At 74.1% G+C, this 19,323-nt stretch carries 16 protein-coding genes; 9 read left to right on the top strand and 7 right to left on the bottom strand.

Features of this window, described 5'->3' with window-relative positions; translation table 11 throughout:
* Window positions 1-27: 27 nt before the first annotated feature.
* Together O7609_RS08365 and O7609_RS08360 are read right to left on the bottom strand one after the other, a co-directional pair.
* Entirely contained in the window at window positions 28-1,560 is a 1,533-nt protein-coding gene (locus O7609_RS08365; protein WP_269734331.1) for a flavin-containing monooxygenase, read from the bottom strand.
* Window positions 1,533-2,018: a GNAT family N-acetyltransferase gene (locus tag O7609_RS08360; protein WP_269734330.1), complete on the bottom strand. Its 486-nt coding sequence runs from the start codon at window positions 2,016-2,018 to the stop codon at window positions 1,533-1,535. The genes O7609_RS08365 and O7609_RS08360 overlap by 28 nt, the downstream gene beginning before the upstream one ends.
* Window positions 2,019-2,059: 41 nt before the next feature.
* On the opposite strand from O7609_RS08360, the gene O7609_RS08355 reads away from it, so the two are divergent.
* A complete protein-coding gene (locus O7609_RS08355; RefSeq protein WP_269734329.1) occupies window positions 2,060-2,863 on the top strand; it encodes an exodeoxyribonuclease III in 804 nt (267 codons plus the stop codon).
* Between the two features lie 66 nt (window positions 2,864-2,929).
* Here the strand turns inward: O7609_RS08355 and O7609_RS08350 are convergent, their stop codons facing one another.
* Window positions 2,930-3,637, bottom strand: coding sequence for a MerR family transcriptional regulator (locus tag O7609_RS08350; RefSeq protein WP_443072237.1), 708 nt, complete (start codon window positions 3,635-3,637; stop codon window positions 2,930-2,932).
* 494 nt (window positions 3,638-4,131) lie between these two features.
* Here O7609_RS08350 and O7609_RS08345 point away from each other — a divergent pair, with 494 nt between their 5' ends.
* Genes O7609_RS08345 through O7609_RS08335 form a run of 3 tightly spaced genes read left to right on the top strand, consistent with a single transcriptional unit; the run spans window position 4,132 to window position 7,594 of the window.
* Complete coding sequence (locus tag O7609_RS08345; protein WP_269743341.1) at window positions 4,132-5,760, top strand: flavin-containing monooxygenase; 1,629 nt, start codon at window positions 4,132-4,134, stop codon at window positions 5,758-5,760.
* Window positions 5,757-6,710 carry an alpha/beta fold hydrolase gene (locus tag O7609_RS08340; protein WP_269734327.1) on the top strand — a complete coding sequence of 318 codons (954 nt, stop codon included), beginning with the start codon at window positions 5,757-5,759 and terminating at the stop codon, window positions 6,708-6,710. Before O7609_RS08345 ends, O7609_RS08340 begins: the two co-directional genes overlap by 4 nt.
* Window positions 6,707-7,594 (top strand): SDR family oxidoreductase, encoded by an 888-nt coding sequence (locus tag O7609_RS08335; RefSeq protein ID WP_269734326.1) that lies wholly within the window; start codon window positions 6,707-6,709, stop codon window positions 7,592-7,594. The genes O7609_RS08340 and O7609_RS08335 overlap by 4 nt, the downstream gene beginning before the upstream one ends.
* 179 nt (window positions 7,595-7,773) lie before the next feature.
* Here O7609_RS08335 and O7609_RS08330 read toward each other — a convergent pair whose 3' ends face one another.
* Complete coding sequence (locus O7609_RS08330; RefSeq protein WP_269743340.1) at window positions 7,774-7,992, bottom strand: hypothetical protein; 219 nt, start codon at window positions 7,990-7,992, stop codon at window positions 7,774-7,776.
* Window positions 7,993-8,063: 71 nt separating this feature from the next.
* A complete protein-coding gene (locus O7609_RS08325) occupies window positions 8,064-11,492 on the bottom strand; it encodes a S41 family peptidase (RefSeq protein WP_269734324.1) in 3,429 nt (1,142 codons plus the stop codon).
* Window positions 11,493-11,757: 265 nt separating this feature from the next.
* On the opposite strand from O7609_RS08325, the gene O7609_RS08320 reads away from it, so the two are divergent.
* The gene (locus O7609_RS08320; protein ID WP_269734323.1) at window positions 11,758-14,007 is read left to right on the top strand and encodes an MMPL family transporter; all 2,250 of its coding nucleotides are present in this window, start codon (window positions 11,758-11,760) and stop codon (window positions 14,005-14,007) included.
* Window positions 14,008-14,085: 78 nt separating this feature from the next.
* On the opposite strand, the gene O7609_RS08315 is transcribed toward O7609_RS08320, so the two are convergent.
* Window positions 14,086-14,502, bottom strand: coding sequence for an SsgA family sporulation/cell division regulator (locus O7609_RS08315; RefSeq protein ID WP_269734322.1), 417 nt, complete (start codon window positions 14,500-14,502; stop codon window positions 14,086-14,088).
* Window positions 14,503-14,750: 248 nt separating this feature from the next.
* Between O7609_RS08315 and O7609_RS08310 the strand changes: the two genes are divergently transcribed.
* From O7609_RS08310 to O7609_RS08295, 4 genes are all read left to right on the top strand, one after another.
* A complete protein-coding gene (locus O7609_RS08310) occupies window positions 14,751-15,812 on the top strand; it encodes an energy-coupling factor ABC transporter permease (RefSeq protein ID WP_269734321.1) in 1,062 nt (353 codons plus the stop codon).
* Between the two features lies 1 nt (window position 15,813).
* Complete coding sequence (gene cbiQ / locus O7609_RS08305; RefSeq protein ID WP_269734320.1) at window positions 15,814-16,578, top strand: cobalt ECF transporter T component CbiQ; 765 nt, start codon at window positions 15,814-15,816, stop codon at window positions 16,576-16,578.
* Window positions 16,566-17,360, top strand: a complete 795-nt coding sequence (locus tag O7609_RS08300; RefSeq protein WP_269743339.1) for an energy-coupling factor ABC transporter ATP-binding protein — start codon at window positions 16,566-16,568, stop codon at window positions 17,358-17,360. The genes cbiQ and O7609_RS08300 overlap by 13 nt, the downstream gene beginning before the upstream one ends.
* A gap of 86 nt (window positions 17,361-17,446) precedes the next feature.
* Window positions 17,447-18,640 (top strand): serine hydrolase domain-containing protein, encoded by a 1,194-nt coding sequence (locus O7609_RS08295; RefSeq protein ID WP_269734318.1) that lies wholly within the window; start codon window positions 17,447-17,449, stop codon window positions 18,638-18,640.
* An 86-nt stretch (window positions 18,641-18,726) separates the two neighbouring features.
* Here O7609_RS08295 and O7609_RS08290 read toward each other — a convergent pair whose 3' ends face one another.
* Entirely contained in the window at window positions 18,727-19,311 is a 585-nt protein-coding gene (locus O7609_RS08290) for a YdeI/OmpD-associated family protein (protein WP_269734317.1), read from the bottom strand.
* Between the last annotated feature and the right edge of the window lie 12 nt (window positions 19,312-19,323).

The following is a 19,323-nucleotide window of genomic DNA, read 5'->3' as shown; positions in this document are numbered from 1 at the left end:
CTCAGCCGTGCCCGTCAGCCGTGCGCCTCAGCCGTGCGCCTCGGCCGGGGACGTCGCGGCCTCGGAGGCTGCGGTGGTGAAGCGCAGGTGACCGTCGTCGACCCGGGAGCGGCCCAGGAGGCGAAGGTCCCGCAGGTAGTTCTGGTGGAGGCGCCAGGGTGCCCGGGCGCCCTGCCGGGGCAGCGCGTCGACGCCGCGCAGGACGTAGCCGGAGCGCAGGTCGATGAGCGGACCGGGTTTCTCTCCGGGCGGCAGGGCGGGGGCGACGGGGACGGCCGCGGCATGGCCCGTCTTCTCCAGGTGGTCGAGGAGACGGCACACGTAGCGGGCGACGAGGTCGGCCTTCAGCGTCCAGGAGGCGTTGGTGTACCCGAGGGTGAGCGTGAAGTTGGGCACGCCGGAGAGCATGGCGCCCTTGTAGGCGAGGGTACGGCCGAGTTCGACCTCCTCGCCGTCCACGCCGAGCCGGATGCCGCCGATGGGCTGGAGGGTGAGCCCGGTCGCCGTGACGATGACGTCCGCGTCGAGGTGGGCACCGGAGGCGAGGGCGATGCCCGTCTCGGTGAAGGCGGTCACGCGGTCGGTGACGACGGAGGCGTCTCCCCGGCGCAGGGCGCGGAAGAGGTCGCCGTCGGGGGTGGCGCACAGCCGCTGGTCCCAGGGCTCGTAGCGGGGCGTGAAATGGGTCTCGACGTCGAAACCGTCCGGCAGCCAGTTCCTGACGCCCCGGCGCAGCAGGGCCTTCATCAGCCTCGGCCGGCGCCGGCTGAGCTGGTACCCGGCCTGCGAGACGAGGACGTTCTTCCAGCGGACGGCGACGTGGCGCACGCGCTCGGGCAGCGGGCGCAGCAGCCGCGCCAGCGGGTCGGCGGCGGACATCGCGGCCACGTAGCTCGGCGAGCGCTGGAGCATGGTGACGTGGGCGGCGGACTCGGCCAGGGCGGGGACGAGGGTCACGGCGGTGGCGCCGCTGCCGATGACGACGACGCGGCGGCCCCGCCAGTCGAGGTCCTCCGGCCAGTGCTGGGGATGGACGACGGGCCCCCGGAACCGGTCCGCGCCGGGGAAGTGGGGGGTGTGGCCCGCGTCGTAGCGGTAGTAGCCGGCGCAGGCCGCGAGGAAGGAGCAGGTGATCCGCGTCTCCTCGCCGGTGTCCAGGCGGCGTGCGGTCACCGTCCAGCGGGCCTCCCGGCTCGACCAGTCGGCGCGCAGCACCCGGTGGCCGAAGCGGATGTGCCGGTCGACGCCGAAGGCGCGGGCCGTGTCGCGGATGTAGTCGCGGATGGCGGCGCCCTCGGCGATGGCCCGGTCGCCCCGCCAGGGCCGGAAGGCGTAGCCGAGCGTGAACATGTCCGAGTCGGAGCGGACGCCCGGGTAGCGGAAGAGGTCCCAGGTGCCGCCGACAGCCTCGCGGGACTCCAGGACGGCGAAGCTGCGCCCCGGGCTGTCCCGGCTCAGCCGGCAGGCCGTGCCGATCCCGGACAGCCCGGCGCCGACGACGAGGACGTCGACGTGTTCGGACGGCGGAGGGCTCAGGCGGTCAGGGTCTTGGCGTAGCACCGGCTCTCCGGCTCGTTGCGGTAGTAGCCGAACTTGGCGCACGGCTCGTAGCCCTCGGACTCGTAGAGCGCGATGGCCTCCGGCTGCTTGTCACCGGTCTCCAGCACCATCCGGACCCGCCCGGCCGCCCGGGCGTCGGCTTCGAGCTGGGCCAGGATCTTGCGGGCCAGGCCCTGCCCGCGCGCGGCGGGGACGACGTACATCCGCTTGATCTCGGCGTCCCCGTCCCGGTAGCCCTCGCCGTCGCGGTCCATGGCCCGCCAGGCGCCGGTGGCGACGGGCACGCCCGCGTCGTCGTAGACCATCAGGTACAGCCCGCGCGGGGGCTCGAACATCCCCGGGTCGAGCGGTGTGGCGTCGCCCTCCTCGTCGCCGTAGCGGAGGACGTACTCCTGCTGGACTTCCGCCTCCAGACGGCGCGCGTCGGGGTCGTCGTAACGTATCCGGGCCGTGTGCATACCGGAAATCCTAAGGAAGGAAATCTCGGTACCCTGCCGTGATGCTCAGGATTTCGACTGCGAACGTCAACGGTCTCCGGGCGGCGGCCAAGAAGGGGTACCTGCCCTGGCTGGCGGCCTGCGAGGCGGACGTGGTGTGCCTCCAGGAGGTCCGCGCCGAGCCCGCGCAGCTCACGGAGGAGGTGCGGGCCCCGCAGGGCTGGCACGCGCAGTGGGCCCCGGCGGCCGCCAAGGGCCGGGCCGGTGTGGCGGTTCTCACACGGCGGGAGCCCGACGCGGTGCGGGTCGGCTTCGGCGTGCCCGAGTTCGACACCGCCGGCCGGTACGTCGAGGTCGACCTGCCGGGTGTGACGGTGGGGAGCCTGTACCTGCCCTCCGGTGAGGTCGGCACCGAGCGGCAGGAGGAGAAGGAACGGTTCATGGCCGCCTTCCTGCCGTACCTCAAGGAGCTGCGGGAGCGGGCCGCCGCGGCCGGCCGGGAGGTGCTGGTCTGCGGCGACTGGAACATCGCCCACCAGGAGGCCGACCTCAAGAACTGGAAGGCCAACCGCAAGAACGCCGGGTTCCTGCCGGAGGAGCGGGAGTGGTTGGGCCGCGTGCTCGACCCGGCGGACGGCGGCTTCGTCGACGTCGTCCGCCAGCAGCACCCGGAGCAGGCGGGCCCGTACTCGTGGTGGTCCTACCGGGGGCGGGCCTTCGACAACGACAGCGGCTGGCGCATCGACCTCGTCGCCGCGACGGAGAGGCTCGCCTCCCGCTGTGTGAAGGCGTACGTCGAGCGGGCGGCGAGCCACGCCGAGCGCTGGTCGGACCACGCACCGGTCACGGCGGTCTTCGAGCGCTGAGGGCTGCCCGACGGGCCCGCCGCCCTGGGGAGGTCTGCGCGGAGGCGCGGGGTCTGCCGCGCCTCCTCAGGCGTCGGGGTCCTCCCGGGCCGCGAGCCAGGCGTCGAACCGGCTGCGCACCCCGCGGTCGAGGGCCATGGAGAGCTCCGCGTCGACGATGTGCTTCGCGTAGGGGCGCAGCCGGTCCACGGCGGTGGCGACGTCCTCGGCGTGCCGGTCGCCGCTGAGCAGGTGCTCGGTGAGGACGTCCGCGAAGACGGCGGAGATGGCCTCGACGTGCGCGCGGACCTCGCGGGCCCCGGCCAGCACCTCGGCCAGCGGGATGCCCTCGCGGACGAGGGCGGCCGAGGCGTCGAGCAGACGGCGGCTGATGTGGACGATCTCGTCGCCGTCGACGGACAGGTAGCCCAGCTCGATGGAGTCGGAGAGGTTGTCCGGGGTGGCCTCGCCGGGGAAGTGCTCGGCCAGTTCCTCGGGGGTGAGGCGGACGGGGACCTCCTCCGAGAAGGGGGCCGTCAACGCCGGTTCGAAGCCGAGGAGTTCGGCGGCCTGGTGGGAGTCGCGGCCCTTCTCGAAGGCGGTGAGCAGCTCGGTGATGCCGCCGAGGGTGTGCCCCCGGGCCAGCAGCGCGCCGATCGTGCGGAGCCGGGCGAGGTGGTGCTCGTTGTACCAGGCGATCCGGCCCTCGCGGCGCGGCGGAGGCAGCAGCCCGCGCTCGCGGTAGAAGCGCACGGTGCGCACGGTGATCCCGGCGGCCTCGGCCAGCTCGGCCATCCGGTACTCGCGCTCCGCGCCCACGACGCCCGTCGCCGTCCCGTCCGCCGGGCCCGCGTCCGTCTCTGGGCCGTCGTGCGCCCCCGGGCCGTCGTGCGTCGCCGGGCCGTCGTCGTCCGCCGTGACGCCGCGCGCCGCACGGGTGTCCTCTGCTCCCGCCGCGTCCCGAGGCGCCGCTGCGTCCGGCGTCGTCCCGGCCGCCGTGATGTCCGCCGTGGCGGCCGGTGTCCGGCCGCGGTCGTCGGTCGTGTCCTGCCGCTCGTGTGAGTTCCCCACCCGGCCAGCCTATGACCTCGGCCCGGGAAGGGGGTGGGGTCGGGCGGGCCCCGGCGTCCCTGACCAGCCTCGATCCGAGCCGGGCGAACACCGGTGCAACCACCGGTAACTTTTCTGCGCCCGACCCCTGTTCAGGCGGGGGCCGCTCCTTTACGCTGCGACTGCGCCAGTGATTGCTGGCGCGGTTGAACGAACGGTACGGACCGGGAGGGCGCGGCATGGCCGAGCGCGAGCATGAGCACGTACGGGTGGCGGTGATCGGTTCCGGGTTCGGCGGCCTGGGCGCCGCCGTTCGACTGCGCCGAGCGGGCATCACGGACTTCGTCGTCCTCGAACGCCGCGGCGCGGTCGGCGGCACCTGGCACGACAACTCCTACCCCGGATGTGCCTGCGACGTCCCCTCGCACCTGTACTCCTTCTCCTTCGCGCCCAACCCCGACTGGCCGCGCAACTTCTCCGGGCAGGCGCACATCCAGGCGTACCTGGAGCACGTCGCCGACACCTTCGGGCTGCGTCCGCACATCCGCTTCCACCACGAGGTCGAGCAGGCCGAGTGGGACGCCGATGAGCTGCGCTGGGTCGTGCGCACCAGCCAGGGCACGCTCACCGCCGACGTCGTCGTCTCCGCCACCGGGCCCCTGTCCGACCCGAAGATCCCCGACATCCCCGGGCTCGACGGCTTCCAGGGCAAGGTCTTCCACTCCGCGCAGTGGGACCACGACTACGACCTGCGGGGCAAGCGCGTCGCGATGATCGGCACCGGCGCCTCCGCCATCCAGATCGTCCCGGCCGTCCAGCCGACGGTCGGGCGGCTCACCCTCTTCCAGCGCACTCCGGCCTGGGTCATGCCGCGCATGGACCGCAAGATCACCGGTGCCGAGCGCTGGCTGCACGCCAAGGTGCCCGCCACCCGCTACCTGCGCCGCCAACTGCTGTGGGGCATCAGGGAACTCCAGGTGAGCGCCTTCACCAAGCACCCCGGCGAGCTCGGGCTCGTGCAGAAGCTCGCCCTGGCCCACATGAAGCGGGCGATCAAGGATCCGGTGCTGCGCGAGCGGCTCACGCCGGACTACCGCATCGGCTGCAAGCGCATCCTGCTGTCCAACAGCTACTACCCGGCGCTCGCCCAGGACAACGTGGACCTGGTCGCCTCCGGGCTCCGGGAGTTCCGGGGCGCCCACACGCTCGTCGCGAGCGACGGCACCGAGACCGAGGCCGACGCCGTCGTCTTCGGCACCGGCTTCCACGTCACCGACATGCCCATCGCCCACCGGATCAAGGGCGCCGACGGGCGGACCCTCGCCGAGGAGTGGAACGGCTCCATGGAGTCCCTGCGCGGGGCCAGCGCGGCCGGGTTCCCCAACTTCCTGACGATCATCGGGCCCAACACCGGGCTCGGGAACAGCTCGATGATCCTCATGATCGAGGCTCAGCTGAACTACATGGTCGACTACCTGCGCCAACTCGACACCCTCGGCGGCCGGGTGGCGCTCGACGCCAGGCGCAGCGCCGTGCACGCCTGGAGCCACCGCATCCAGGAGCGGATGCAGCGCACCGTGTGGACCACCGGCGGCTGCGACAGCTGGTACCTGGACGCCAACGGGCGCAACACGACCGTCTGGCCCGGCACCACCACCGAGTTCCGCCGGGCGACGCGCGAGGTGCGGCTGGAGGAGTACTCGGTCCTCCGCGCGAATCCGGCCGCGGCCGGGGCGTCCGCCGAGGCGGTGCCCGACGAGGCGACGCCCACCCGGAAGCCCGGCGCGAAGTCGGGTACGAAGTCGGGTACGGAGCCCGCCGCCAAGCCCGCGGGGCGGTCCGCGTCCGCGAAGGGGGCCGCAGCATGAGCGACACCACGCACCCGGCCTCCGGCCCCTACGCCCCGCCCACGCCCAGGGCCACCCGGACGGTGACCTCCAGCACCGGCGCACGGCTGCACGTGGAGGAGCACGGCCCGGCCGACGGCCGCACCGTCGTGCTCTCCCACGGCTGGACGTGCTCCACCGCCTTCTGGGCGCCGGTGATCCGGAGCCTGACGGCCGACGGCCTGCGCGTCGTCGCCTACGACCAGCGCGGGCACGGCAGGTCTCCGGCCACCCCCGGCCGGTACAGCACACAGGCCCTCGCCGACGACCTGTGCGCCGTCCTGGAGGCGGTGCTGGCCGAGGGCGAACAGGCCGTCGTCGGCGGGCACTCCATGGGCGCCATGACGATCGTGGCCGCGGCCGGACGTCCCACGCTGACCCGGCACGCGGCGGCCGCCTTCCTGTGCAGCACGGGAACCCGTCGGCTGCCGGACCGGGCCCGGGTCATCCCGGCGCCCGGCGGGCCGCGGGCGCGCCGGTTCGCGCACCGGCTGCTGCTCCACGCGTCGGCGCCGCTGGGTCCGGTCTCGGCGGTCACCCGCCGGCTGCTGCACTACGCCACGATGGGCCCGTCGGCGGCGGCGGAGCAGATCGAGGCCACCGCCCGCATCGTGCACGCGTGCCCCCGCCGGGTGCGCGCGGGGTGGGGCCGGGTGCTCCACGGCCTGGACCTCTTCCAGCAGATCGCCCGGCTCACCATGCCGGTGGCCGTGCTGGCCGGCACCCACGACCGGCTCACCCCGCTGCCCAACGCCCGCGAGCTGGTCGCCAACCTGCCGCGGTGCGTGGGGGCCCACGAGAAGCGGGGCCTCGGCCACATGACGCCGCTGGAGGACCCGGCCTCGGTGACGGACGTCCTGCGCGGCCTGGTCGCCGACCACCTCAAGCCCGCCGGAGACGCGGCGGCCCCCCGAGCGAAGGAGGACGCATGAAGCGCTGGAACCTGGAGGGCCAGGTCGCGGTGGTGACGGGTGGCGCCCGCGGCGTCGGCGAGCTGCTCGCCCGCAAGCTCGCGGCGCGCGGAGCGAAGATCGCGCTCGTCGGCCTGGAGCCGGACGCGCTGAAGAAGGTGAGCGCTGCCCTGCCGACGGAGTCGGCGCACTGGCACGCCGACGTCACCGACCACGAGGCGATGGCCGCGGTGGCGGCCGAGGTCGCGGAGCACTTCGGCAAGGTGGACGTCGTCGTCGCCAACGCCGGGGTCGCCATGGGCGGTCCGTTCGGGGAGAGCGACCCCGTCGTCTGGCGCCGGGTCATCGAGGTCAACCTCGTCGGCGGGGCCGTCACCGCGCGGGCGTTCCTGCCCGTCCTGACGGAGTCGCGCGGCTACTTCCTCCAGATCGCCTCGCTCGCCGCGATCACCCCGGCGCCGATGATGACGGCCTACTGCGCGTCCAAGTCGGGTGTGGAGGGGTTCGCGCACAGCCTGCGCGCGGAGGTCGGCCACCGGGGCGTGCGGGTCGGCGTCGGCTATCTGAGCTGGACCGACACCGACATGGTGCGGGGCGCGGACGAGGACGACTTCATGCGCGACCTGCGGCGCAACTCCATGCCGCCGCCCCTGAACAAGACCTATCCGCTCGGGCCGGCCGTGGACCGGATCGTCGTGGGCGTCGAGCGCCGGTCCGCACACGTCTACGGGCAGTGGTGGCTGCGCGGGATGCAGATGGTCCGCGGCGCCCTGCCGACCATCGTCGGGATCGGCGGCAGGCGGGAGATGCGCAGGGCCGAACCGAAGCTGCTCGCCTCGCGCGGCAGCAGGCACACTGGACTCGTCGGCGCCGGGGGTGCCGCCGACGAGCGCGAACGCGTCTGAGACGCCTCGCGCGACGGCCCGCCCACGGCGGGCCGGAGGGGAGAAAGGTCGGGGCGCACCCGGGGGAGGGGGTGCGTCCCGACGCCCGGCCCGCGTGGGCGGCACCGTCCGCGCGGGCCGGGGCGCCGTGCACGTCGGCAGTCGGCGTGCACGGCGGCGGTCGGCGTGCGCCGCCCGGATCAGCGGTCGAAGCGCTCGCGGGCGTCGTCGGCCCGCTCGCCGAGCCGGTCCCGCTCCTCCTGGACGCGGTCCTGCATGTCCTGGCCGCGCTCCTCCTCGCGGTCGCCGCCGCGGCCGGCCCGTCGTCGGGCCTCCTCCTTCGCCCGCTGCGCGGCATCCTTCATGTTCTGCGTCCTGTCCTTGAACTCGTCCTGCATACCCATGTTCTGCTGCTCCACGTCGGTGTGAGTGGTCGGCCGTGATCGGCCGTGATCAGCCTGACACGCACCGGCATACCTCGCATTCCGGCCTAAACCGTGCGGGGTGGCAGCGGGGGGCGTCGGCGGTCGGGGACGTCGGAGTAGTCGGGCGGCGTGCTCGCCGGGTTGCTCTCGAGGAGCTCCAGCGCCGTCCCGACGGCGGTGCTCAGGACCGTGTACCGGCCCTCCGCCCAGTCCAGGGGTGTGCGCAGAGCCTCGATGTCCGGGGTGACGCCGAGGTTCTCCACGTCCCACCCGTAGGCGTCGAACCAGGCGGCGTTCATCGGGACGGTGATGATCGTGCCGTCGCCCAGCCGGTGACGTCCCGTCATGCCGACGACGCCGCCCCAGGTGCGCGAGCCGACGACGGGCCCGAGCCCGAGGAGTTTGAACGCCGCGGTGATCATGTCGCCGTCCGAGGAGGTCGCCTCGTCGGCCAGGGCGACGATCGGCCCGCGCGGCGCGTTGGAGGTGTAGGACACCGGCTCGGCGCCCCGGGTGAGGTCCCAGCCGAGGATGCGGCGGGTCAGTCCCTCGACGACCAGCTCGCTGATGTTTCCGCCCGCGTTGCCGCGCACGTCCACGATGAGCGCGGGCCGGGTGACCTCCATGCGCAGATCCCGGTTGAACTGCGCCCAGCCCGAGCCGCCCATGTCGGGGATGTGCAGGTAGCCGCACTTCCCCTCGCTCAACTCGCGGACCACGGCGCGTCGTTTGGCCACCCAGTCCTGGTACCGCAGCGGCCGCTCGTCGACCAGCGGAACGACGGCGACCCGCCGGGGCGGCCCGGAACCGTCGGGGCTGCGGAAGGCCAGCTCCACCGTGGTGCCCCCGGCGCCGGACAGCAGCGGGTAGGGCCCGGCCACCGGGTCGACGGGGCGGCCGTCGACGTGGGTGAGGACGGCGCCCTCGCGGATGCCGGAACCGGCCAGCGGGGAACGGGCCTTCGGGTCCGAGGACTCGCCCGGCAGGATGCGCGAGACCAGCCACTCACCGTCCTTCGTCCGCGCGAGGTTGGCGCCGAGCAGCCCGATGGGCCGCTGGTAGTGCGGCGGCCCCTCGTTGCGCCGGGACCCGGCCACGTAGGCGTGCGAGGTGCCCAGCTCGCCCAGGACCTCGCGCAGCAGATCCGCGAACTCGTCGGGGGAGGCCACCGCGTCCACCAGCGGCCGGTACTGGTCGAGGACGGCGTCCCAGTCGATGCCGCACATGCCCGGGTCCCAGAAGTAGGCCCGGGCGATGCGGCCGGCCTCCGCGAAGGCCTGCCGCCACTGCTCGACGGGGTGGACCTCGTGCATGATGCGGCGCAGGTCGATCCACACCGTGGAGTCGCTGTCGGGGCTGTCGTTGGCCGGCACGGCCCGCAGGTCGCCCTCGTCGTTGAGGACCATGCGGGTGCCGTCGCCGCTGACGGCGAAGGAGTCGACGTCGACGCTGAGTTCCACCCGCTTGGCGCGGGCGATGTCGAAGTACTCCAGCGTCGGGCGGCCCGAGGTGTCCGCCGGGTTGACGAACGTCTCGCCCAGCGCGCCGGAGATGGGGTAGCGCAGCCACACCACCCCGCCCCCGGCCACCGGTTGCAGTGCCGAGTACTTCGAGGCGGCCACCGGGAACGGCGTGACCCGGCTGGCCAGCCCCTCGGCCTCCACCAGCACCGCGCGGTCCTCGTCGAAGCCGCTGGGCGTCTCGCGCGGGTCGAGGCCGCCGGCGGCGGGGCGGCCCTCCGGGTTGAGCGCGAACGGCGAGGGCGTCGCGGAGGACAGCGGGACGAGGTACGGGCGGCAGCCCAGCGGGAACGACAGGTCGCCGGTGTGCACGTCGTAGACCGGGTCGAAGCCGCGCCAGGACAGGAACGCGAGATGCCGCCCGTCCCGCGTGAACACCGGCTGCTCGTCCTCGAAGCGGCCGTTGGTGACGTCGATGACCGTGCCGTCCGCGAGCCGTCCGATCCGGATCTGCCGCAGGGTCCGCCCGACGCCCGGGTGCGCCCAGGCCAGCCACTGTGAGTCGGGGGAGAAGGCGAGGTCGCGCACCGGGCCGTTGGCGGAGCGCACCAGCTCGGTGATCGCCGGCTCGGGTCCCTCGCCCTCGTCCTCCGTTCCGCCTTGACCGGCGCCGGGCGGCGTGGTTCCGCCCTCCTCCCCGGCGCCGTCCTCCGGCGTGCGCCGCGCGGTCAGGTCGTTCTCGCGCTCCAGCAGCCCGGCGACGTCGACGAGCAGCAGCCGTCCGTCGTGTGTGGCGACGGCGAGGGTGCCGCCGTCCGGGGAGGCGACCAGCTCGTGGACGAGCCCGAGCCGTCCGGACGCCATCCGGCGCGGCCCCTCGCCGCCGCTGGCCCGGGGCAGATAGGCGAGCTCGACGGCGTCGGCGCCCTCGGCGTCGGTGACGTAGGCGATGAGCCCGGTGGCGCCCAGCATCTCCGGCAGCCGTACCCGCACGCCGGGGGTGGTGGAGATGGCCCGGGCCGGTCCCTCGCGGTGGGTGAGCCAGTACAGGCTGCCGCCGACGCACACGGCGCTGGCCCGCCCGGTGGTGTCCACCGCGAGGCCGTCGAGCCGGGTGGCGGCCGGGACCTGGTAGCTCCGGCGCCCGGGGCGCGGCCCGCACGGCCGCACGTCCAGCCGCCGTGGCTGCCCGCCGGGGCTCAGGTCGTCCACCAGCCACAGGTCCCCCGCGCACTGGTAGACGAGACGGCTGCCGTCGGTGGCGGCGTGCCGGGCGTAGAAGTCGGCGTGGTCGGTGTGGCGGCGCAGGTCGGAGCCGTCGGGGCGGCAGGAGTACACGTTGCCGACGCCCTCGTGGTCGGAGAGGAAGGCGATCCGCCAGGCGGGCTGCCCGTCGTCCTCGGTCCGGGTCCCGTCGCGCACGAACATGGGGGAGTCGAGGTGGCCGGCCAGCTCGGGCAGCAGCCGCTCGCCGTGCAGCCACAGCCGTCCCGTCGCGCCGCCCCGGTAGCGCTTCCAGGCGGCGGGCTCGTGCGGCGGACGGCCGGTCAGCAGAAGGGTGCGGCGCTCACCGCCGGGGAAGTCGCGCAGGTCGGCGACGGCGATGTCGCTGCACGGCCCCCAGGGGAGCTGGCCGCCGGGCCCGCCGTCGAGCGGCAGCCGGTAGGCCCAGGTGAAGTAGGAGAACGGCTGCCCGTGGGAGGCCACGGCCAGGATGTCGCCCTCCGGCGTCCAGCCGCAGACGCGGGTGTCCGGCGCGCCCCAGTACGTCAGCCGCCGGGCCGGGCCGCCGGCGACGTCGACGAGGTGGATCTCCGGGTCCAGGCTGCGCCAGGAGGTGAAGGCGATGTGCCGCCCGTCGGGGGAGAAGCGGGGCGGGCCGACCCGCGTGCGGTCGACGGTGAGCCGCCACGCTCGCCCCGGCGGCTCGCCCGCCGGGGCGAGCGGTGCCGCCCACACGTCGTCCTCGGTGACGAAGCAGAGCAGGTCACCGTGCAGGTGCGGATACCGGAGGTACGCGGCGTCGTCACTCACCCCTCTTATGGTTCGGCCGTGCCGGGGGCCCGGCAAGTCGGCCCGGCCCGCGCGAGTGCCCGTGAGACGCGCGCCCGGGGGTGAAGCGTTCCACAGCGGGGATGTGAGCTACGCCTCAGTGTGGCGCGGCGGGCACCCGTACAGTGCGCTTGGGCGTCTCTTCTGTCAGGGGCTGTCATTTTCCGAGCCGACCGGCCCCGCACCGCCGAACTGTCCGATCATCTCGCACCGACCGCCCGCACGACCAGACCGGAGTAACCCTCCCGTGGCCACATTCCTGTACAAACTCGGCCGGCTCGCCTTCCGGCGGCGGCGCATCGTAGCCCTGCTGTGGGCGGCGCTGCTCGTCGTCGTGATCGGCGCCGCCTCCACCGCCGGCGATCCGCCCGACGACGAGTTCGCCCTGCCCGGGACGGAGTCCCAGCAGGCCTTCGACCTGCTGGAGGAGCGCAGCCCCGGGGACGCCGCCGCCGACGGTGCCCAGGGCCGCTTCGTCTTCAAGGCCCCGGACGGGGAGAAGATCACCGACCCGGAGAACCGGGCCGCCGTGGAGAAGGTCCTCGGCGAGCTCTCCCCGGAGAAGCACAGCCAGGTCGTCGGCGTCCCGAACCCGTTCGACACCAAGTCGATCAGTGAGGACTCCACCACCGCCATCGCGAACGGCGTCTACGAGGTGCCGGGCCCCGAGCTGACGGACGAGACCCGTGAGCAGGTCGAGGACGCGATCGAGCTGGGGCGGGATGAGGGCCTGACCGTCGAGGTCGGCGGTGACGTGCTGTTCGTCGAACCCGAGATGGGCAACGGCGAGATCATCGGCATCGGTGTCGCCGCGCTCGTCCTCATCCTCACCTTCGGCTCGCTCGTGGCCGCCGGGCTGCCGCTGATCACCGCCCTGATCGGCGTCATGATCGGCGTCACCGGCATCGCGGCGCTCGGCTCCACGCTCGGCCTGTCGGCCACCACGAACACGCTCGCCATGATGATCGGCCTCGCCGTCGGCATCGACTACGCGCTGTTCATCGCCTCCCGGTACCGGGCCGAGCTGATGGAGGGCCGGGACCGCGAGGAGGCCATCGGCCGGGCCGTCGGCACGGCCGGCTCCGCCGTCGTCTTCGCCGGCCTGACGGTCGTCATCGCGCTGGCCGGCCTCGCCGTCGTCAACGTGCCGATCCTGACCAAGATGGGTCTCGCGGCCGCGGCCACGGTCGTCATCGCGGTGCTCGTCGCCATCACGCTCGTGCCCGCCGCGCTGGGCATGGTCGGCAAGCGGATCTTCGGCCGCAAGGTGCGCAAGGCCAACCCGGAGACCGGCGCTCCGCCGATGCCCGCGGACGACGCCAAGCCGAGCCTGGGCGCCCGCTGGGCCGGCTTCACGCTGCGCCGCCCCCTCGTCGTCCTGCTGACGGCGGTCATCGGGCTCGGCGCCGTCGCCGTCCCGGTCGGCAGCATGACGCTCGGCCTGCCGGACGAGGGCAACTCGCCCACCTCCAGCACGCAGCGCCGCGCCTACGACCTGGTCGCGGAGGGCTTCGGCCCCGGGTTCAACGGCCCGCTGATGGTCGTCGTGGACCTGGACGAGGTCGTCGAGAAGGGCGGGGACGCGGACCGGACGGCCCGCGACATCGGCGACTCCCTGCGGGAACTCGACGGCGTCGCCGTCGTCGGCGAGCCGGAGATGATCAACGAGGAGAAGAACGCGGCCGTCGTGCCCGTCATCCCCGAGACCCGGCCCAGCAGCGTCGAGACCGAGGACCTGGTCCGCGAGATCCGCGGCATGTCCGGGCAGATCGAGGACCAGTACGGCGCGGTCGTGCTCGTCTCCGGGTTCACCGCCAGTCTCATCGACTTCTCGCAGGTCATGGACGACGCGCTGGTGCCCTACCTGACCCTGGTCGTCGGCCTGGCCTTCGTCCTGCTGCTGATGGTCTTCCGCTCGGTGCTGGTGCCGCTCAAGGCGGCCCTCGGCTTCCTGCTGTCGGTGCTCGCCGCGCTCGGCGCCGTCGTCGCCGTCTTCCAGTGGGGCTGGGCGGCCGAGCTGCTGGGCGTGGACCAGACCGGCCCGATCATGAGCATGATGCCGATCTTCATGATCGGTGTGATCTTCGGCCTGGCGATGGACTACGAGGTCTTCCTCGTCACCCGGATGCGGGAGGCCTACGTCCACGGCGAGCGGCCGGGCCAGGCCGTCGTCACCGGCTTCAAGCTGGGCGCCCGCGTCGTCACGGCCGCCGCCGTCATCATGATCAGCGTCTTCGCCGGCTTCATCGGTGCCGGCGACTCGATGATCAAGATGATGGGCTTCGGCCTCGCCATCGCCATCCTGTTCGACGCGTTCGTCGTGCGCATGGCCATCGTCCCGGCGGTGCTCGCGCTGCTCGGCGACAAGGCCTGGTGGCTGCCGAAGTGGCTCGACCGCATCCTGCCCAACGTCGACGTGGAGGGTGAGCGGCTGCAGCAGCACCTCACCGCCACCAAGACCGCGCCCGACCCGGCCCCCGAGCACGCCAGGGTCTGACGCCGGCGTCCCCGACGACGCCCGGTGGCCCGGTACCGCACGCGGTACCGGGCCACCGGTGTGTCGGAGGGGCCGGGCTCAGACGGGCCCGAGGAGGGCGGCCAAGGCGGCGTCGACGTCGATGCGGGAGGACTCGGCGGCCTCCGGCACGAAGGTGTACGTCGCCGCCAGGAAGCGGTGGAGGTCCTCGCGGCGGAGTTCGACCAGCGCGGTGCCCTGCGGTGCGCACAGCTCCAGCACCGTGCGGCCCACCCTGCCCGGGCGGATGCGGACGTCGCCCTCCCCGGCCGGTCCGCACAGCCCGTCGTCGAGAAGCCGGCGGGCGAAGACCCAGGTCACCTCAGTGCCGCTCAGCGAGGCCTCGGCGGGAAAGGTGACGCGCAGGGCGAGCGGGTCGGCGCCGTCGTAGTGCAGCGTGGCCGGCACCGGTCCGGAGCCGGGGCGGCCGGGCAGCCGCACCCGGACGGTGTGGTCGATGGTCAGCGGTCGTCGCATGCGTCGGCTCCTTCGCGGGCGGGTGCCCGTCCACCCGGTAAGACCCGGAAATCGCCGTCCTGGTGCGGCCCGACGGCTGTGAGCTGCCCCACAGGCCGCTCTGACCTGGCCTTCCGCCGCCGAGCGGCCGTGGGTGCCGCCCGCAGTGTGAGACATGCGCTCTTGCAAGCCATTCGCAACTGGGGACTATCATCGTCCGGTCGCAGCCGCGACCGACGTGATCCAGCCGACCGTTAGGCGAACCAGCCATGCATGTCCCCGACGGATTCTTCGACGGCCCCGTCTCGGTGGCCGCAGGGGCGGTCGCCGTCACCGCGGTGGCGGTGTCCCTCAAGGGCGCCCGACGCGAGCTGGACGAGCGGGCCGCCCCGCTCGCCGGGCTCGTCGCGGCCTTCGTCTTCGCCGTCCAGATGATCAACTTCCCGGTGGGTGCCGGAACCAGCGGCCACCTCATGGGCGGTGCGCTGGCGGCCATCCTCGTCGGCCCCTACACGGCCGTGCTGTGCCTGTCCGTCGTCCTCATGCTCCAGGCGCTGCTCTTCGCCGACGGCGGCATCACCGCGCTCGGCGTCAACATCACGCTGCTCGGCGTCGTCGCCGTCCTCGTCGCCTACCCGCTCTTCCGGCTGCTCGCCAAGGTCCTGCCCCGGCGCCGCAGCTCGCTGACGGCCGCCTCCTTCGTCTCCGCCCTCGTGTCGGTGCCCGTCGCGGCCATGGTGTTCACCCTGCTCTTCGCCGTCGGCGGCACGGCCGACATCTCGACCGGTGCCGTCTTCGCCGCCATGACCGGCGTCCACACCGCCATCGGCGTCGGGGAAGGCGTCATCACCGCGTTCGCCGTCGGCGCCGTCCTCGCCGCCCGGCCCGACCTCGTCCACGGCGCCCGCGGCCTGCGCGCCCCGCTCGTCCTGCGCGACGCCAGCGGCTCCGAGACCGAGGTCCCCGCCGCCGCGCCGCGGCCCGCCGCCGCCCGCTCCATCCGCCCGCTGTGGGCGGGCGGCCTGGCCGCCACCGTCGTCTGCGCCGGCTTCCTGAGCTTCTACGCCTCCTCCGAGCTCGACGGGCTGGAGCGTGTCGCCACCGACCACGAGATCATCCAGCAGGCCGAGGACAGCGCCACGGCAGACTCCCCGCTCGCCGACTACGGCGTCGAGGGGGTCGACGACGAGCGGCTCTCCGGCGGCCTGGCCGGACTGATCGGCGTCACCGCCGCGCTCGGCGTCGGCACCGGCTTCTACCTGCTCGCCCGGCGCCGGGAGGCCGGCCGGAACGCCCCCGGTACCGCCACGCCCGAGCGCGAAAGCGTCTGACATGGGTGCCGGGCACGCCCACGCCCTCTACCGGCACGGTCACTCGCCGGTGCACCGGCTGCCCGCGCACTGCAAGACCGTCGCCACGCTCGCCTTCGTCCTCGCCGTCGTGTCCACGCCCCGCACGGCGGTGTGGGCCTTCGGCGGCTACGCGCTGCTGCTCGCCGCCGTGGCCGTCGCCGCCCGGGTGCCGCCGGGCTTCCTGTTGCGGCGCATGCTCGTCGAGGTGCCCTTCGTCGTCTTCGCCGTCCTGCTGCCCTTCCTCGCCGAAGGGCCGCGGGTGGAGTGGCTGGGGCTGTCGCTGAGCGAGTCCGGGCTGTGGAGCGCGTGGAACATCCTCGCCAAGGGCACCCTGGGCGTGGCGGGCTCGGTCCTGCTCGCCGCCACCACCGAGCTGCGGGACCTGCTGCTCGGGCTGCGCCGCCTCAGGCTGCCCGCGCTCCTCGTGCAGATCGCCGCGTTCATGGTCCGCTACCTCGACGTCATCGCCGGCGAACTGCGCCGCATGCGGATCGCCCAGGCGTCCCGCGGCCTCGACGCCCGCGGCCTGCGGCAGTGGGGCACACTCGCCCGGACCGCGGGCGCCCTGTTCATCCGCTCCTACGAACGCGGCGAGCGGGTCCACCTGGCCATGCTCAGCCGCGGCTACACCGGCGCCATGCCGGACCTCGACAACGGCACCGCGACGCGCCCGGCCCAGTGGGCGGCCGCAGCCGCCCTCCCCGGCGCCGCTCTCCTCGTCTGTCTGATGGGATGGACCCTGTGAGCCCCGCACCCGCGCCCGTTCCCGCCTCCGATGCCGTCTCGCTGGACGTCTCCGGCCTCGCCTACGCCTACCCCGACGGACACCAGGCGCTGTTCGGCGTCGACCTCACCATCGGCCGCGGGGAGCGCGTGGCCCTCCTCGGCCCCAACGGCGCCGGGAAGACCACCCTCGTCCTGCACCTCAACGGCATCCTGACCGCCGGGGCCGGACACGTCAGCGTCGGCGGACTGCCCGTCGCCACGGCCCACCTCGCCGAGATCCGCCGCCGCGTCGGCATCGTCTTCCAGGACCCGGACGACCAGCTCTTCATGCCCACCGTCCGGGAGGACGTCGCCTTCGGCCCCGCCAACGCCGGGCTGCGCGGCCCCGAACTCGACGCCCGGGTCCGGGAGGTGCTGGAGCGCGTCGGCATGGCCGACGCCGCCGACCGGGCCCCGCACCACCTCTCCTTCGGCCAGCGCCGCCGCGTCGCCGTCGCCACCGTGCTCGCCATGCGCCCCGAGATCCTCGTCCTCGACGAGCCCTCCTCCAACCTCGACCCGGCCGCCCGCCGCGAACTCGCCGAGATCCTGCGCGGGCTCGACGTCACCGTGCTCATGGTCACCCACGACCTGCCCTACGCCCTGGAGCTGTGCCCGCGCTCAGTGATCCTCAGCGACGGCGTCATCGCCGCCGACGGCCCCACCCGCACCCTGCTGTGCGACGACGCCCTTCTGCGCGCCCACCGGCTGGAGCTGCCCTTCGGCTTCGACCCCCGCTCGGTCGCCCTCCCGGACGCGTAGCGCACCATAGGGGACGACCAGTACGACACCGGCCACGCCCACCCCCCACGTGCGGCCGGACGGCACCAGGCAGGAGCAGCAGCGCAGTGACCGAGGTCCAGGGCACGGTGGCCGCCGGTTTCGAACCGGTACTGCACGCCTTCCGGGCGGGCTTCACCGAGCGCGGCGACGTCGGCGCCGCGGTCACCGTCTACCGCGGCGGCCGCCCCGTCGTCGACCTGTGGGCCGGCCGTGCGGAAGCCGACGCCTCCGGGAGCGACGCGCGGCCCTGGCAGCGCGAGACCGCGCAGGTCGTCCGTTCCGCGACCAAGGGCCCGTCCGCCGCCGTCCTCCACCTGCTGCACCAGCGCGGCCGCATCGACCTGGACGCGCCCGTCGGCACCTACTGGCCCGAGTTCAAGACCCGCGGCAAGGAGCGCGTCCTCGTCCGGCACCTCCTCGCCCACCGCGCCGGGCTGCCCGTCCTCGACACCCCCCTCACCCCCGAGCAGGCCCGGGACGGCGCCAGCGGCCCGGCCGCGCTCGCCGCCCAGGCCCCGCTGTGGGAGCCCGGCACCGCCCACGGCTACCACGCGCACACCTACGGCTGGCTGCTCGGCGAGGTCGTCGCCCGGGCCACGGGACGCAGCCTCGGCCGCTGGTTCGCCGAGGAGATCGCCGCGCCGCTCGGCCTGGACCTGTGGATCGGGCTCCCGGACGCCGAGGCCCACCGCGTGGGGCGCGTCGCCCCCGTGACCGCGCCCGAGCCCCCGGCCTCCGCCGGGCTGAAGGTCCGCCCCAAGCCCGCCGTGGCCCGCGCCCACCAGGACCCCACGTCCGTCACCCGGCGCGCGTTCACCGTCATCGACCCGCTGCCGGACGAGAACGACCCCGCCTACCGCGCCGCCGAGCACCCCGCCTCGGCGGGCGTGGCCACCGCCCATGCCCTGGCCCGCTTCTACGCCGCGCTCCTCGGCCCCGTCGACGACGTCGGCCGCGGCCCCGGGACCCGGCTCTACGCCCCCGCCACGCTCGCCCTCGCCCGCACCGAGGAATCCGCCGGCCCCGACCGCGTCCTCCTCGTCCGCACCCGCTTCGGCTCCGGGTACATGCTGCACGGGCCCTCGTCGCCCCTGCTCTCCCCCTCCTCCTTCGGCCACCCCGGCCGTGGCGGCTCGCTCGCCTTCGCCGACCCGGAGACGGGCCTCGGCTTCGGCTACGTCACCTGCGGCCTCCAGCAGTCCGTGACGTCCGACCCCCGTCCCCAGTCCCTCATCCGCGCACTCCGCGGCTGTCTGTGAGGCGGCAGCCGCCGGCCGGCTGGTGCCGCGCCGCTCGCAGCCCCCGGCGACGGGCTGTCGGCCGGTTGCCGACGGGCAGGGCCTTCCTAGCCGTCGTGCTGGAGGCCGTCGGTGAGGGTGTGCAGGGCACGGGCGAGGCGGGCCCGGCGGGTCTCCGGCGTCCGGGCCTGGAGCAGGGGAAGCAGGAGTTGGTAGCGCGCGGTCCGGTCCAGGGCCTCGAACACGGCCCGGGCGCCGGGAGCGTTGTCGAGGGCCTCGGCGAGGTCGGCGGGTACGGTCGCCGTCCGCTGTGAGGCGTAGGCCGCGTCCCAGCGTCCGTCCTGCCGCGCCTTGCGGACCTCCTCCAGGCCGGGCTCGCGCATCCGCCCGGCGGCCGTCAGCCGCTCCACCTTCTCGACGTTCACCTGCGACCACAGGCTCCGCGGCCTGCGGGGCACGTACTTCTGGAGGTAGTACCGCTCGTCGAGGGCCCGGCGCTGCCCCGAGATCCAGCCGAAGCACAGGCCGATGTCGACCAGTTCGTCAGAGGTGACCGAGGGGATGCCCGAGCCCTTCTTGGCCATCTGGATCCACACGCCCTCCCGGCGCGTGTGGTGCCCGGCCGCCAGCCACTCCTCGAAGGCGGCGCCGTCCGCGCACGTGATGATCTCCACGCCGTCGAGCTGCTCCATACCGGGGAGCAT

This window comes from Streptomyces sp. WMMC1477, from assembly GCF_027460245.1.
Taxonomy (GTDB): domain Bacteria; phylum Actinomycetota; class Actinomycetes; order Streptomycetales; family Streptomycetaceae; genus Streptomyces.
Note: the sequence above shows the minus strand (reverse complement) of the source record. Positions and strands in the feature narration are given on the sequence as shown.

Excerpts from the sequence above, each read along its gene's own strand:
- O7609_RS08360 (WP_269734330.1), bottom strand. The coding sequence starts at position 2,018 with ATGCACACGGCCCGGATACGTTACGACGACCCCGACGCGCGCCGTCTG.
- O7609_RS08355 (WP_269734329.1), top strand. The coding sequence starts at position 2,060 with ATGCTCAGGATTTCGACTGCGAACGTCAACGGTCTCCGGGCGGCGGCC.
- O7609_RS08350 (WP_443072237.1), bottom strand. The coding sequence starts at position 3,637 with ATGGCCGAGCTGGCCGAGGCCGCCGGGATCACCGTGCGCACCGTGCGC.
- O7609_RS08345 (WP_269743341.1), top strand. The coding sequence starts at position 4,132 with ATGGCCGAGCGCGAGCATGAGCACGTACGGGTGGCGGTGATCGGTTCC.
- O7609_RS08340 (WP_269734327.1), top strand. The coding sequence starts at position 5,757 with ATGAGCGACACCACGCACCCGGCCTCCGGCCCCTACGCCCCGCCCACG.
- O7609_RS08335 (WP_269734326.1), top strand. The coding sequence starts at position 6,707 with ATGAAGCGCTGGAACCTGGAGGGCCAGGTCGCGGTGGTGACGGGTGGC.
- O7609_RS08315 (WP_269734322.1), bottom strand. The coding sequence starts at position 14,502 with ATGCGACGACCGCTGACCATCGACCACACCGTCCGGGTGCGGCTGCCC.
- O7609_RS08310 (WP_269734321.1), top strand. The coding sequence starts at position 14,751 with ATGCATGTCCCCGACGGATTCTTCGACGGCCCCGTCTCGGTGGCCGCA.
- cbiQ (WP_269734320.1), top strand. The coding sequence starts at position 15,814 with ATGGGTGCCGGGCACGCCCACGCCCTCTACCGGCACGGTCACTCGCCG.
- O7609_RS08300 (WP_269743339.1), top strand. The coding sequence starts at position 16,566 with ATGGACCCTGTGAGCCCCGCACCCGCGCCCGTTCCCGCCTCCGATGCC.
- O7609_RS08290 (WP_269734317.1), bottom strand. The coding sequence starts at position 19,311 with ATGGAGCAGCTCGACGGCGTGGAGATCATCACGTGCGCGGACGGCGCC.